Here is a 14,126-nt window from a genome sequence, read left to right as displayed (position 1 = left end):
GGCAATGGAAGACATTTTAAGAGCTTTAATTAAAGATCACCCGAAACAATCGATTGGGTATGATACATTCATTGATTACTCGCTGTACCATGAGAAATACGGTTATTATCAAAAAGGTGGGGTTAAAGTAGGGAAGGAAGGCGATTTCTACACCTCCAGTATGATCCATAAAGTTTTTGCCCATATATTTGCTGATTATTTCTATAATACAAGCCGCAGGCTGAACATGCCCTTAGCCATTTGTGAAATTGGCGGGGGAGATGGGACATTTGCCCGTGAGGTGATTAACCGCTTAAGCCTGACAACTAAAGACTTTACCTATCACCTGATTGAGAAAAGTCCCTACCATCGTGAGAAAATTAAGGAAGGAACAGACACCGATCACTTATCTTTATATCATCATTTGGACGAATTCAAAGCCAGAAATCCTTATTTCGAGGGGATCGTCTTCTCCAATGAGTGGCTGGACGCTCAACCCGTAAAAGTGGTGGAGATAAAGGATGGTATACCGATGGAAATCCGAATTGCACTGGATGAAAGTGAGGATTTTATAGAAATATATTATCCACTGACTGTTGAATTAGCTGATTTTGTAAAGACTTACAATCTTCCTTTAAGGGAAGAAGGTCAACGCATGGAAATTCCGGGCTACATGGAAACATTGGCAAAGGAATTGGACAGCATGTTACATAAGGGAGTTATTGTGACAGTGGATTATGGTTATAGGAATGCAGAGTGGCAGCATCCGGCTCGAAAAAAAGGAAGCCTTAGAGGGTATTATCAGCACAGACTTATTTATGATGTGCTTCAGTTACCGGGGATGATGGATATAACCCACCACCTGCACTGGGATGCATGGAAAGCTATCGGAAAGAAAATGGGATGGGAAAACGGTTTCATTCTTAAACAAAATGATTTCCTCCTTCGGTCAGGGATTATGGATGAGCTGATTCCCCATACTAATCCTGATCCATTTTCGGAAGAAAGTAAAAAAAATCGTGCGATTCGCACGTTGATAACAGGAGAGGGGTTTAGCGAAGCTTTCGATGTGGTTGTACAAGCAAAAAAAGTGACTATTCCCGCTATATAAAGAACCAGACTAAAAAATCTGTTATCCAATTAAGGATAACAGATTTTTTTAGTGGAATCCTGGTTGTAAAATGAAAGTGGTGTAATACGTAAACCCAATCATAAATACTGTCAGGTAGGCGCCGAATATGTACATATACATACGTTCTGACAGTTTTAAGTAGCTTACTGTAAGGAAAAAAGCCGTTTGAACTAAGAATAATAAAGCCGATTCATTCATGTCGCCCACATAAAACATGACGGTAAAGATACCAGTCCAAAAGGCAAGCACGCGGAACATACGATCCATGCTTTTCCCCCTCCTTTTCTTCGATGAAACTATCATAGATATTATAAACGACTACTTAGAGAATGTAAAATGAATCATCGAAAAATTGTCAGATTTGTGCTTTGTATAAACAGTTTGCACAACCATCCATCATATTATGCTCTTCTTTTAACACAATATCCTGGAACATCGCTTCAAACATGCCTTTTAGGAAATGACTATGCATCTCACACACCAGTTGTTTCTGATGAGAGGCTACTTCCTTGAAAGGACAGTTGTTTACAGTAAAAACGATCGTATCATCTGTCTGGTTATGGAACTCCGGAAAGAGCCCGGTCATTTCAGCTGCAGCTTTTAAAACTTCTAATTTTCCAGCACGATCTAAATGGCTTGCATGCGAAGCTTCCCTTTCCATCATTTCTTTACCAAATTTTTTCCCGGTTGTATAAAGTGCTTCCTGTCCGGCTTCCCCCATACCTGCAAAAGCTTCAAAAGCAATTTGAGCCAGTAATTGATAATCCCTGAAAGGGAAATGTAATTGGACTACTTCCTTGGAAAGGTTATAGACTCTGCTTGGTCTTCCGCCGCGTCCTGTTTTCTTAGTGTGCGAATGAAGCATATTGACGTCTTCCAGTTTTGATAAGTGGAGTCGTGCAACATTCGGGTGAATTTCAAAAGCCTCTGCAATATCCTGGACGGTAACATCTGCATTTTTTTTAACTATAAACTCATAAATATGAAAACGGGTCGGATCACTTAATACGTTAGTTATTTTCAAGGTCTGTTCCATGGACAGTCACCCCTCGTAATAGGTTTGCCCTCATTATAATATAAACAACATGCTTTGTTATCAAAAGGGAAAGAATGTTAAAAAACGTACACAAATTGAAAATATAAAAAAAACCCTTTTGTTCAAAATTAGTTTGACCCTAGGGATTATTATGGCATTTTGGGAGCATGCAGCATAGAGGGACAACAAAAACTCATAATATAAAGTGATGACCCGTCACGAATGCAAAGATTAAAAAACAGCAAAAAGAAAAATGCCTTGGGTTAGAGCTAACCTATTCCAAGACACTTTTCTTTGATAAAGCTGGGCTAGCTGGATTCGAACCAACGAATGACGGAATCAAAATCCGCTGCCTTACCACTTGGCTATAGCCCACTAATGATGATGTGGTCTTAGTTTGTACCTGTGGTTAAAATTTATACAGGATTATTTAATAAAATTCATTATAAATCTGTCTTGTATCTTCGATTTAATTTTTTTCTTGTTCCATCTTTAGTTACGATCGACAGTTGAAGAAAGTAGGTTCGTTCTGCTATCCGTCCGTACGTAATAATAACTTCTCCATCCGGAAAAAAGTACCTGGTTTCGCCGCTTTCAGGTGGTTCCTGATATTGATTCATATCATTCCCAAACTTTGCCAGGCCAGACTGGATTAAAGTATCGATGACGATTTTTTTAACATGCAAGTCAGTATTATATTGATGGTTTTGATATAAGTGAATGGATGCAGAAGTAACCGTCAGGAACATAAAAGCCACCAAGAAAACAAATGGGTATATAAACCCGTTAAGGATAGGAGGACGAGTAAGCCTGCAGGAGCTTTTCATATTCAGACCCTCCTTGATCAATAATTTTAATAACCAGCAGGTTATTACTTATAGTAAACTCCACATCCCTGACTCCTGTTAGTAAAGTTTCATGGCCACGCCCGCCAACCTGCCTTCGGATGGTAGTTCCATACTTCTCAATACTGATGATGTCACCATCTGGTGACTGGAATGTTATTTGAGTGTTTGTTACAGTTTTCAAGTCATTGTATGATAATTCATCGGAAAGGAAGTGGAAAAGCTGATGAATGCTAAGCTCCTGATTACGGTTGTCCATGGAGAGTAGTTGAAAGATAGGAGAGAGAAGGGCGGTCAGTAAGGAAAAAACCAATAGGCTGATAATTGTTTCTGCAAGCGTATAGCCGTTATGTCTCCCGGTATCCATTAAGACAAACACTTTCTCTCTTATTTTGTTTGCTTATCCATGTGGCACACCCTTTTATAAGCTCTCCATGTGATTTGAATGTTATCTCAATTACTGTAAAATCTTTAAGGCTGTAGCTTTTATCATTTGTAAGAGATTCATTTATTTCCCTTGCTAATTCATTATGGAGAATAGATACTGCCTTTCTTTTATCAGCAAGATCTGCCTCTTCTAAATTTACTTTCATCAGAATCGGGAGGGTGCTCAGTAATATCATAAGCAGCAAGCCGAAAGCGAATATTACTTCCACTAATGTAAAGCCATTATATTTCATACATATAGCACCTGCTTTTTCCAAAGGGAAAAACCACCCTGTAGGATTTGCTGTTCGTTTTTATCCGCATACTGCCGGGACTATAAATAGTTCCATCAGAGGAAAAACGAACAGGCACTTTCAATGTTTGCAGTTCCAGCTTAATGGTATCGGGAATGGAACGCTCCAAAACTTTCCGCTCGGTTTTTGTTTCTAATAAAAAATATTTTTTCTGTGAAGGCAGGATCATCAAATCATAGAACGCCTGATTTGTCATCGATAGCTGCTGGGTAAGTAGCACGTCATCTTCGAATTGTTGATAAAACGTGTGAAAAGTATGAGCCTCGACAGTTTTACTATGAAAGGGGACTGCGATAGCGATTACAACACTGAGGGTTAATAAAACAATCACCGTTTCTATTAAGGTGTAGCCGTTTCTAGTTGACATAATTATATTCTAGCTGCCTGTATTCGTGGTTACTTCACCATCGACCACTTCAAGAATCTTATCATTAGGACACTTTGTTTGAGTGTCGGTTAAGTATTGTTCACTTACTAATTCTGATATATTTGCAGGTAATTTGTTTTCAGCGATATAATAAGCCTGCACTTGCGCTTCTACAAGCTTTACCAGACCGTCGCATCCTTTATCGCGTACCATCGAGTTATTATTACTGACATTCGGTATGGTAATGATTAATAATACGGAAATTATGAGCAGGACAATCAGCATTTCAATCAACGTAAAGCCTTTTTCGTTTTTGAACATATGGTTTACTTCCTCTCTATAGTTGGTTCATCCATTGATACATCGGCAGCATGATCGATCCATATATAAACAGGATAAAAACCGCAACGATGATAAAAAATATCGGCTGGATGAGTTCGAGTGTTTTGTTTAATTTTTGTTTTGTCATTTCGGTAAGCATTTCGGCAAGCACTGCTAGATCCCTCGTCATTGTTGTGATGTCTGCAGTTTTATGAAATATGGTGGTCAGCTCTGCGCGGAATAATGGGCATTGATGGATGGCCTGGGCAAGTGTTGCGCCTTCTTCAAGCTGATGTAAGATGTGCATGGAGTGATGAGCGAGCAGGGGATAATGATTTTGACTGCTTATCACATGTAAAGCCTCTTTCATGGAGATTCCGGTAGAAAGAATCGAGTGGAAATGGGTAGCAAATAAAAATGTAAGTTTGATTTTTTGATAATCCCTTAAAAGAGGAATTTTTTCGAATAGTTTAATTTGGCTTGTGATGGAGAGTTTCTTATGTTTTAACTTCCATACCAAGGCGAGGAAGGTGAAAGTGAGCAGAAATATTTTACTGGTATCAATAACAAAACTGACTATATTCACAGCGATCTGCAAGCCTAAGCTTTCCTTGCCGGATTGGAACAAGTCAAGCAACGCTGGAAAGATCGTCTGATCAATGACGACCAGCATGATCACTAAAAAGATACTTAAAAAAATTGGATATCGAATCACCTGTTTGAATTTATCAACATAGGTTTTATCTAGTTGAAGCATTGTACTGCATTGCTGGAAAACTTCATCAAGGTTACTGTGCATTCTGGCAAAATATAAAAAGGAGACGACATTTTTGGAGAAGCCTGATTTTTTTAGACAAACATCTATTGGTCGGCCATTTTTAAGTTCCTTGATTATTTCTGCAGTGATGTCAGCAAAGCGTTCATCCCAAGTCACTATTTCAAGGGCTTCGAGCAAAGGGTAGCCTTTCTTTAAAAGACGGCTCATCCTTTCTAAAAATTGTAATTGAAGCGGATAAGATAAATTTTTATTAGCGGGATTAGGAAAAAATTTCGTAAGGAAGGTATCCATAGGCATAAGCTTTTCTCCTTAAATGATCAAACGAATAAAAGGATGATTGGGAAGGGATCATATGGTGATGAATCGCATGTTGCAGAAGATCCCCATCCAACAGCTCCATAATAGCCGCTCGTCTAGGCAAGTGGGCTGCGGCGGAAATTGGCACAAGCTGCTGGGAAGCGATAGAGATTAATGTTTGTTCTAAATCAATGGTTTGTATCCCCATTTCTTTCAACCTTAATATGGTTCCGAGTGCATCTTTTGCATGCAAACTGGATAGGACCAGATGACCGGTGTGAGCAGCGTGAAAAGCAAAATGTGCTGTTTGCCTGTCACGTATTTCTCCTACCATGATTAAGTCAGGATCATGCCGCAATGCAGCTTTCAAACCCGCATCATAAGTGATGCCGGCTCGTTCATTTACCTGGACTTGGATAATGTTTTCCATATCTTTCTCGATCGGGTCTTCCAAAGTTATAGCCTGGTAGGAATTTTCTTTGATTAATGCCTGGATGAGGGCGTACAGAGTAGTTGTCTTGCCACTTCCGGTCGGGCCTGTGAATAAAATCATGCCACTTTGATGACCGAGCCATCGTTTAATTCGTTGATATTGAGAGGGAAAAAGGAATAGATTGTCCAGGGAAAGGGAATCCGTCTGAGGAAGAATGCGGATAGCGAGACTCTCGTTTGATTGAATAGGGAGCGTTGAAAGTCGTAAAGAGTAAAGGTGTTCTTTGTTTCTAAAAGAAAGGGAACCATTTTGAGGTTTTTTAATTTCTCCAATATCCATCCCGGAGGAGAACTTGTAGTAGGAAAGTAATTTGGCGTAAACTTGGGTGGAGATGGCAGAATGGAAAATTCGTTTTCCGTGGATTCTAAAATGAATATCGACCTTTTGATGATAAGGGGAGAAATGCAGGTCAGAAGCAGTGGATTGGATAGCGGCAATCAGCAGCTGGTTGGATAGGTTGGCAGTTGCACTCACTTGAATTTATCACCTCACAAATACTGTTTAGTTACATATTTCGACAAAAGTCTTAAAAATCCTGCTTATATTAAAAAAATATTTACAAAGGGGAGAAAAAATATATGAAGACCATTTATTTGATAGGGTTTATGGGGAGTGGAAAAACGACCGTAGCGGAAATATTATGTGAGAAGCTTGATGTCCCTTTAATTGAAATGGACAGTTTAATTGAAAAAAGGGAAGGGAGAGCAATTAAAGAGATATTCGCTGAAAAGGGCGAAGCCTATTTTCGTCAATTGGAAACTTCATTGCTTGAAGAGATACCTTTGGAAAATATGGTGGTTTCCACTGGGGGAGGAGCTCCAATAAATCCGATCAATCAGAAATTAATGCGTAGGGGTACCGTTATTTTCCTTGATGCCAGCTTCCAGGTAATCCAGGAGCGGCTGTCACAAGATGAAAATCGCCCCTTATGGAAAGGAAAAGAGCAGGAAAAAGAGCGTCTTTTACAAGAGCGCTGGCCGGTTTATCAGCAAGCTGCAGATATTACCATCGATGTCGAGTATAAGTCACCGGAACGCATTGCAGACGAGATTCTGGATGTATGGAAGTAATTATTTCAGTTCATACTAACAATGATTAAATTTTCACTAAGGGTGAGCTGAATGTCCGGAAATGATTACGTTAAATATGTAACAGAAGAGTTCGTCCGCTATATGAATTTAACTAAAGAAGAAAAACATAACCGAAAAAGGCAAAAAATTAAGCAGCCAAAACGGAACAAGTGGTTTGGCATGTTACCATTTGCCATGAAAATGCTTTTTAATCGCCATAAATAAGGCTGTCTCCACTGGAGGCAGCCTTATATTATGATTTGATTGGTGGTAGTCTGGGAAAAATAGAACAACCCGCCATTGATAACATCTACGGTAACTTTGGGGGTAAACCTTCCTTTCAGAGCTTCGAGTTCCTGTTCCAGCAATTTTCTATCTTCTTCATTTTCTTCCTTGAAAAAAGCAGACAGCAACTGCTTTTCTTCGTGTAATGCTTCCATCGCCTGACTAGCCCAGGTACGGTCCTGACTTTCAATATGATTGTGAACATAACTGACTATTCGCTGATAACCACTTGGTATCCGAATCAACGGGGTCATGGGAAAAGTGAAATCAGATATCGTGGTTTCTAAAGGGTAATTTTCTATCCGTTCCATAAAAGAAGGCACCAGGGTTCCGTGTATAAGGTTCAGCCCTATTGATAAGAGTTCATCTTTTTTTTGCTTCCCGAAGTAACTGATTCTCAAGTTAGTGACCAGCCATGGTACCAAAGGGCTTTGTTGATCTGTAATGGTGACTGCTTCATAAAGTTTCGTAAACCGGCAGTTGTCCTGGAGAAAGCTGTATAACTGACGTAAACGCGGGGAACCGGAATGGATATACTCCCCTTTTTCTTCGCTAAGGTCAGGGTTGGTAATCAGCGTGAGTGACATGGGATCACCTTGCCGGCCCATCTTTTTGATGTAATGCCAGTAAAATGGCCTGTTCATAAGTGCCTCGTCCATTTTGTCGGTCAACTGAATGACCAGGCGTCCGTCCTCATCTGAAAGAATAGGACAATCGTATTCATGGAAAAAACTTCTGATAAACTGTTCATGTGCGGCAGCTTCTTTCACGATGATGACCTCCGTTCTGCTTCAGAATGAGAAGAAATGACAGAGGCAAGGTTGTTCAATTTTATTTTAGCCTCACCGTAACTGGAGGACTCGGAATAAATCGCCTCTATTTCGTGGCCCAAATCTTTGATGTCCAAGTCTTCCAAAATATGATCCAATTCTCCAATGGCATTTTCGAATAAACTTATTTTATCGTATAACAAGTTCAGGATATGCTCTTCTATCGTATTTTTGATAGCGAAATTATAAATTTGCACATTCTTTTCTTGACCAAATCGGTGAATACGCCCTATTCGTTGTTCCAAACGCATCGGGTTCCACGGGAGATCATAATTGATCATGTTTCTACAAAATTGTAAGTTAATCCCTTCTCCAGCAGCTTCTGTCGCGATCATGACTTGTGCATGATCACGGAACAATTGCTTCATCCAGTCCTTTTTACTTCGTTTAAAGCCGCCACGAAACGGTACCGAAGATATCCCATGCTGCTGTAGGTACCATTGTAAGTAATATTGGCTGGCGCGATATTCGGTGAATACAATGAATTTTTCATCAGACTGTTGGATGATCTCCACCATACGTTTAGCTTTGGCGTGGTGGGGGAGCTGTTCTACCCCTGAAATTAAATCATGTAAAGGACCAGTATTTTCCGGATCTCCTAATTTATCATACATTTGCTTGCTGGATAGGTAGCAGGCTTCCCGGGAAGAACAAAGTTCTTTCGCCAATGTAAGATAAGTGAAAGATGGATGGGTTCCCTTAATTGTTTCAAGTTTCTCGTAAACTTGTTGTTCCTCTTCCGAGAATTCGATCCACTCTGTCTTGACCATACGCTTTGTATCCGCAAGGCCTGTGTCTTGTCTGCGGTTGCGGATCATTACCTTGCTGATCAACTTTTTTAAATGAAGGTTTCCATCCAGGTTGCCCATTTTCTTTCCATATTCCTTTTTGAAGGAGGACAAATCTCCAAGATAGCCTGGCTTTAAGATTGAAACTAAGTTAAATATATCGGTTATCCGGTTTTGTATAGGAGTAGCAGTTAACAATAAACAATACTTTTTCTGCAAAGCTTTGACGAATTGATAGTTTTTGGTAGCTGGATTTTTTAATTTGTGTGCTTCATCAATGATAATCAGATCATAGGGAATGGAAAGGATTTCACTATAATGAGGGTCTTTTTTCGCCATATCTATGGATGTAACCATAATATCAGCATCTTTCCAGGCGGGATTTTTCCGGGGAGCATATGCCTGGATATAAAATTTTTCATGTAATTCAGTGACCCATTGATTAACAAGCGATGCCGGTGTAAGGATCAGTACCTTATTGACCATTCCACGAATCAAGTATTCTTTCAAAACCAATCCAGCTTCGATTGTTTTTCCCAAACCTACCTCATCAGCAAGTATCGCTCTTCCCTGCATTTGATGAATAATTTCTTCCGCCGCTTCTTTCTGGTGGGGAAGAAAGTCGATATGAGGCAGATGGCTTAAAGCTACGAGTCCTTCAAAATAGGGGACTGAAGAGGCTTTCGCTGCCTGGTAAGTAAGTTTAAACTGATTCCAACTGCTGATTGCATCAGGATTGGCCGCCTCTTTAGCTAATTGTTCCCCATATTTTTCGTCTAATAAAATTTCCATTCTATAGAAGCCTTCCTTTCCCTGTGCTCTGCTATCAGATAAAAGGTTCAAAATTATTTTTAAAACCTGATGGAGCATGTGATATAATGTTTGTGACAAAATGACAGATTTTTCACAGCTTTTATTGGCTAGTATGCCCAATTGAAAAATAAATACTACCAGCGAATGATTACAGGGGGAGAGACTACGTTTGTAGCGCCGAAGGAGCAAACATATAGCATGTGAATCTCTCAGGCAAAAAGACCCCTGTGTGACGCACCTCTGGAGAGTGTTCAGATTTGTGAACCACCCAAGAAGCAAGCCAGGTTTGTAAAATGCATTGAATGCGTTTACAATTCCAGGTGAAACTTTCTGGTGAACGGACAGAGTATCCCATACATAGCCGTGGGATATCTGTCTGTTTTTTTATACAAACTAGTAGAGGAGTGTTCGCATGGCTGATTTGAAAAGGACGCCGCTGTTTCCAGAATATGAAAAGCACGGTGCAAAGACGATTGATTTTGGTGGATGGGATTTGCCTGTCCAATTTTCTGGAATCAAGGATGAACATGAAGCGACTCGAAACAAAGCAGGACTTTTTGATGTTTCTCATATGGGAGAAATTTTTGTGGAAGGACCCGAAAGTGAGAACTTCTTACAAAAAATGCTGACGAACGATGTTTCAAAATTAGAACCCAAAAAAGCACAATATACCATTATGTGCTACGAAAATGGTGGAACGGTTGATGACTTGATTGTATATCAACTGGAAGAGGATAAATATTTGCTAGTCGTCAATGCTGCAAATGTAGAAAAGGATTATCAATGGCTGGAAGATCATTTAATTGATGGTGTGTCCATAAGAAATGAATCTGATGCATATGTTCAACTGGCTCTTCAAGGTCCAATTGCTGAGAAAGTACTGAAAAATCTGACTACTGTTGATTTATCAGCAATCAGATTTTTCCGATTTGAATTTCCTGTTTCTTTTGAGGGTGTACCAGATGACGCTATTGTCTCAAGAACCGGATATACCGGAGAAGATGGTTTTGAAATTTATATATCAAAAGAATCAGGTCCCCTTCTCTGGCAGAAGATTCTTCAAGCCGGCGAATCTGAAGGAGTCAAACCGATTGGCTTAGGAGCAAGAGACACGTTAAGGTTTGAAGCCAATCTTGCTTTGTACGGCCAGGAGCTCTCTCCTGAAATATCTCCACTTGAAGCGGGGTTAGGATTTGCTGTCAAGTTGAAGAAAGAAGCAGACTTCCTTGGTAAGGAAGCTCTTTTGAAACAGAAGGAAAACGGCCTGGAACGGAAACTTGTTGGAATAGAAATGCTGGACAAAGGTATTCCTAGAACGGGATATAAAGTTTTATCCGGAGAAAATGAAATCGGATTTGTAACGACCGGTACGCAATCCCCTACATTAGGGAAAAATGTCGGCCTGGCCTTACTTAATATAGACTATACGGAAGTAGGGACTGTGGTAGAGGTACAGGTGAGAAAGAGAAGATTGAAGGCGGAAGTTGTAAAGACACCATTTTATAAACGCGGATAATACAAACAGGGCAGGGGGATTTATCATGGAGTTTCGTTATTTACCGATGACGGAAAAAGATAAACAGGAAATGTTAGATACGATAGGAATCAATAAAACTGAGGAGCTATTCGAAGATATTCCTGAAAAGGTAAGGTTCAAAGGGGAATTGGGGATCAAGCCTCCTTCAAATGAATATAAACTCACAAAGGAATTGACCGAATTGGCTAATAAAAATGTCAATTTGAAGTCACATACTTCCTTTCTCGGAGCAGGAGTCTATGATCACTATATTCCGTCGGTTGTAGACCATGTGATTTCCCGGTCAGAATTCTATACTGCTTATACCCCTTATCAGCCGGAGATTTCGCAAGGTGAATTACAGGCAATCTTCGAGTTTCAGACCATGATTTGTGAGCTCACTGCAATGGATGTCGCAAACTCCTCCATGTATGACGGCGGGACGGCTCTGGCAGAAGCTGTAAATCTTAGTGCTGGTACAACCAGAAAGAAAAAAGTGATTGTATCAAGTACGGTTCATCCTGAATCACGTGCTGTCATTCAATCCTATGCAAACGGTCCTGGAGTGGAAATTATTGAAATTGGCCACGAAAATGGGGTAACAGATTTAAAAGCACTGGCAGCTGAACTTGATGAAAATACAGCAGGTGTCGTGCTTCAATATCCGAACTTTTTTGGCCAAATCGAACCGTTGGCAGAAGTGCGAGAGTTATTGGATACCCAAAAGAAAGCGATGATGATAGTTTCCAGCAACCCACTCGCATTGGGTTACATGAACCCACCTGGTGAATTCGGGGCGGATATCGTCGTCGGTGATGCACAGGTATTTGGAATCCCGGCTCAGTTTGGCGGGCCTCACTGCGGTTATTTTGCCACAACGAAGAAATTGATGCGCAAAGTACCTGGCCGCCTGGTAGGGCAAACAAAAGATGAGCAGGGAAGAAGAGGTTTTGTGTTGACTTTACAAGCCAGGGAACAACATATTCGCCGTGATAAAGCGACATCCAATATCTGTTCCAACCAGGCATTGAATGCTCTTGCGTCCTCGGTTGCCATGTCCTCGTTAGGTAAACAGGGCGTTAAGAAAATGGCATGGACCAATATTCAGAAAACCGCATATATGAAGAAAGCATTAGAAGACAATGGAGTGAATGTCGCGTATACAGGTCCGTTTTTCAACGAATTGGTCATCAATTTAGGAAATGATGTCCAGAATGCAAACAAAAAACTGCTGGAAAAAGGATTTATCGGGGGCTATGACCTGGGTGCCAGCTATAATGAGTTAGCAGGACACATGCTGATCGCAGTGACAGAGGTTCGGACAAAAGATGAAATCGATAACTTCGCGCAGGAATTGGGGGATATAAATGGCTAATCAAGATTTTCCACTCATATTTGAACACAGCCAAGAAAGTCGTACAGGATTCAGTCTACCGGAAATGGACGTGCCTGAAGTAGATTTAACCGATATGTTTGACGAGCGTTATATCCGTGAGACGGAAGCAGATTTGCCGGAAGTAAGTGAATTGCAGATCATGCGGCATTATACTGCTTTATCTACTCGCAACCACGGGGTAGATTCTGGCTTCTATCCGCTTGGTTCTTGTACGATGAAATATAATCCCAAGATGAATGAAGATATCGCGCGATTGGCTGGTTTTAGTCATATTCATCCTTACCAGGATGAAGAAACGATCCAGGGTGCATTAGAGCTGATGTACGATTTACAAACAAGCCTGGCTGAAATTACAGGCATGCACACAGTAACCCTCCAGCCTGCGGCAGGGGCACATGGGGAATGGACAGGCCTTATGATGATCCGTGCCTTCCATGAAGCAAATGGTGATTTTGGCCGCACGAAGGTAATCGTACCTGACTCTGCCCATGGGACAAATCCTGCCTCCGCTACCGTTGCTGGTTTCGAGGCAGTGACAGTGAAGTCCGATGATCGTGGTCTCGTTGACTTGGAAGATTTGAAACGTGTTGTCGGCGAAGACACAGCAGCACTGATGCTGACTAATCCGAACACGCTTGGCTTATTTGAAGAACATATATTGGAAATGGCAGAGATTATCCATGATGCAGGGGGAAAGCTCTATTATGATGGTGCTAATCTTAACGCTATTCTTGGTTATGCCCGCCCTGGAGACATGGGATTCGATGTTGTACACTTGAACCTTCATAAGACATTCACTGGCCCACACGGCGGGGGAGGTCCTGGTTCTGGACCTGTCGGCGTAACAGAAGAATTTGCTGCCTATTTACCTAAGCCGGTTTTAATTAAAAAGGGAGAACAATATGGTTTTGATTACGATCGTCCAAAATCAATCGGTCGTGTGAAACCGTACTACGGTAATTTCGGTATTAACGTCCGTGCTTATACGTATATTCGCACCATGGGAGCGGAAGGTCTGAAGAAGGTAAGCGAATACGCTGTATTGAATGCAAACTATATGATGAGACGTCTGGAGAAAGAATTTGACTTGCCGTTTTCCCAGCATTGTAAACATGAATTTGTGTTGTCGGGTAAGCGTCAGAAGAAGTTGGGTGTACGTACACTTGATATTGCGAAGCGCCTGTTAGACTTCGGATACCATCCACCAACTATCTACTTCCCGTTAAATGTGGAAGAAGCGCTGATGGTAGAGCCGACCGAAACGGAATCGAAAGAAACTCTCGACGCATTCGTTGATGCAATGATCCAAATTTCTAATGAAGCGAAAGAGGATCCTGAAATTGTGCAGGAAGCACCTCATACAACCGTGGTGAGCCGTATGGATGAGACTACTGCAGCAAGAAAGCCTGTGCTTCGTTATAACAAAGGTAGCTGATAAAA

Annotated in this window: 17 protein-coding genes, 1 tRNA gene and 1 riboswitch; of the genes, 6 read left to right on the top strand and 12 right to left on the bottom strand. The window is 40.9% G+C overall.

Going from position 1 to position 14,126, the window contains the following annotated elements:
- The first annotated feature begins 4 nt into the window (after window positions 1-4).
- Window positions 5-1,090: an SAM-dependent methyltransferase gene (locus B9Y67_RS18615; protein WP_085508860.1), complete on the top strand. Its 1,086-nt coding sequence runs from the start codon at window positions 5-7 to the stop codon at window positions 1,088-1,090.
- Between the two features lie 48 nt (window positions 1,091-1,138).
- On the opposite strand, the gene B9Y67_RS18610 is transcribed toward B9Y67_RS18615, so the two are convergent.
- The 10 genes from B9Y67_RS18610 to comGA form a co-directional block, all read right to left on the bottom strand.
- Window positions 1,139-1,378, bottom strand: a complete 240-nt coding sequence (locus tag B9Y67_RS18610; RefSeq protein ID WP_062446698.1) for a DUF2626 domain-containing protein — start codon at window positions 1,376-1,378, stop codon at window positions 1,139-1,141.
- 88 nt (window positions 1,379-1,466) lie between these two features.
- Window positions 1,467-2,147, bottom strand: a complete 681-nt coding sequence (locus B9Y67_RS18605) for a helix-turn-helix transcriptional regulator (protein ID WP_085508859.1) — start codon at window positions 2,145-2,147, stop codon at window positions 1,467-1,469.
- A 303-nt stretch (window positions 2,148-2,450) separates the two neighbouring features.
- Window positions 2,451-2,522 (bottom strand) — tRNA-Gln (locus B9Y67_RS18600).
- A gap of 68 nt (window positions 2,523-2,590) precedes the next feature.
- Complete coding sequence (locus B9Y67_RS18595) at window positions 2,591-2,896, bottom strand: hypothetical protein (RefSeq protein ID WP_085508858.1); 306 nt, start codon at window positions 2,894-2,896, stop codon at window positions 2,591-2,593.
- A 37-nt stretch (window positions 2,897-2,933) separates the two neighbouring features.
- The gene (gene comGF, locus B9Y67_RS18590) at window positions 2,934-3,359 is read right to left on the bottom strand and encodes a competence type IV pilus minor pilin ComGF (protein ID WP_085508857.1); all 426 of its coding nucleotides are present in this window, start codon (window positions 3,357-3,359) and stop codon (window positions 2,934-2,936) included.
- Window positions 3,340-3,696, bottom strand: coding sequence for a hypothetical protein (locus B9Y67_RS18585; protein ID WP_139823853.1), 357 nt, complete (start codon window positions 3,694-3,696; stop codon window positions 3,340-3,342). Before B9Y67_RS18585 ends, comGF begins: the two co-directional genes overlap by 20 nt.
- Window positions 3,662-4,099, bottom strand: coding sequence for a competence type IV pilus minor pilin ComGD (gene comGD, locus B9Y67_RS18580; protein WP_085508855.1), 438 nt, complete (start codon window positions 4,097-4,099; stop codon window positions 3,662-3,664). The genes B9Y67_RS18585 and comGD overlap by 35 nt, the downstream gene beginning before the upstream one ends.
- A 9-nt stretch (window positions 4,100-4,108) precedes the next feature.
- Window positions 4,109-4,420 (bottom strand): competence type IV pilus major pilin ComGC, encoded by a 312-nt coding sequence (gene comGC / locus B9Y67_RS18575; protein ID WP_085508854.1) that lies wholly within the window; start codon window positions 4,418-4,420, stop codon window positions 4,109-4,111.
- A 16-nt stretch (window positions 4,421-4,436) separates the two neighbouring features.
- The gene (gene comGB, locus B9Y67_RS18570) at window positions 4,437-5,495 is read right to left on the bottom strand and encodes a competence type IV pilus assembly protein ComGB (RefSeq protein ID WP_085508853.1); all 1,059 of its coding nucleotides are present in this window, start codon (window positions 5,493-5,495) and stop codon (window positions 4,437-4,439) included.
- Window positions 5,458-6,462, bottom strand: coding sequence for a competence type IV pilus ATPase ComGA (gene comGA, locus B9Y67_RS18565; protein WP_085508852.1), 1,005 nt, complete (start codon window positions 6,460-6,462; stop codon window positions 5,458-5,460). Before comGA ends, comGB begins: the two co-directional genes overlap by 38 nt.
- A 104-nt stretch (window positions 6,463-6,566) precedes the next feature.
- Between comGA and B9Y67_RS18560 the strand changes: the two genes are divergently transcribed.
- Complete coding sequence (locus tag B9Y67_RS18560) at window positions 6,567-7,058, top strand: shikimate kinase (RefSeq protein WP_085508851.1); 492 nt, start codon at window positions 6,567-6,569, stop codon at window positions 7,056-7,058.
- 51 nt (window positions 7,059-7,109) lie between these two features.
- Complete coding sequence (locus B9Y67_RS18555; RefSeq protein ID WP_082412084.1) at window positions 7,110-7,283, top strand: YqzE family protein; 174 nt, start codon at window positions 7,110-7,112, stop codon at window positions 7,281-7,283.
- 23 nt (window positions 7,284-7,306) lie between these two features.
- Here B9Y67_RS18555 and B9Y67_RS18550 read toward each other — a convergent pair whose 3' ends face one another.
- Together B9Y67_RS18550 and B9Y67_RS18545 are read right to left on the bottom strand one after the other, a co-directional pair.
- Window positions 7,307-8,113 carry a YqhG family protein gene (locus B9Y67_RS18550; protein WP_176224052.1) on the bottom strand — a complete coding sequence of 269 codons (807 nt, stop codon included), beginning with the start codon at window positions 8,111-8,113 and terminating at the stop codon, window positions 7,307-7,309.
- Window positions 8,110-9,753, bottom strand: a complete 1,644-nt coding sequence (locus B9Y67_RS18545) for a DEAD/DEAH box helicase (RefSeq protein ID WP_085508849.1) — start codon at window positions 9,751-9,753, stop codon at window positions 8,110-8,112. The genes B9Y67_RS18550 and B9Y67_RS18545 overlap by 4 nt, the downstream gene beginning before the upstream one ends.
- A gap of 165 nt (window positions 9,754-9,918) precedes the next feature.
- A riboswitch (glycine riboswitch) is annotated at window positions 9,919-10,009 on the top strand.
- Window positions 10,010-10,186: 177 nt separating this feature from the next.
- On the opposite strand from B9Y67_RS18545, the gene gcvT reads away from it, so the two are divergent.
- Genes gcvT through gcvPB form a run of 3 tightly spaced genes read left to right on the top strand, consistent with a single transcriptional unit; the run spans window position 10,187 to window position 14,121 of the window.
- Complete coding sequence (gcvT, locus tag B9Y67_RS18540; RefSeq protein ID WP_085508848.1) at window positions 10,187-11,290, top strand: glycine cleavage system aminomethyltransferase GcvT; 1,104 nt, start codon at window positions 10,187-10,189, stop codon at window positions 11,288-11,290.
- A gap of 25 nt (window positions 11,291-11,315) precedes the next feature.
- Window positions 11,316-12,665 carry an aminomethyl-transferring glycine dehydrogenase subunit GcvPA gene (gene gcvPA, locus B9Y67_RS18535; protein ID WP_085508847.1) on the top strand — a complete coding sequence of 450 codons (1,350 nt, stop codon included), beginning with the start codon at window positions 11,316-11,318 and terminating at the stop codon, window positions 12,663-12,665.
- Window positions 12,658-14,121 (top strand): aminomethyl-transferring glycine dehydrogenase subunit GcvPB, encoded by a 1,464-nt coding sequence (gene gcvPB / locus B9Y67_RS18530; protein WP_085508846.1) that lies wholly within the window; start codon window positions 12,658-12,660, stop codon window positions 14,119-14,121. The genes gcvPA and gcvPB overlap by 8 nt, the downstream gene beginning before the upstream one ends.
- The last annotated feature ends 5 nt before the right edge of the window (window positions 14,122-14,126 follow it).

Source organism: Thalassobacillus devorans (genome assembly GCF_900176565.1).
Taxonomy (GTDB): domain Bacteria; phylum Bacillota; class Bacilli; order Bacillales; family Halobacillaceae; genus Thalassobacillus; species Thalassobacillus devorans_A.
Note: the sequence above shows the minus strand (reverse complement) of the source record. Positions and strands in the feature narration are given on the sequence as shown.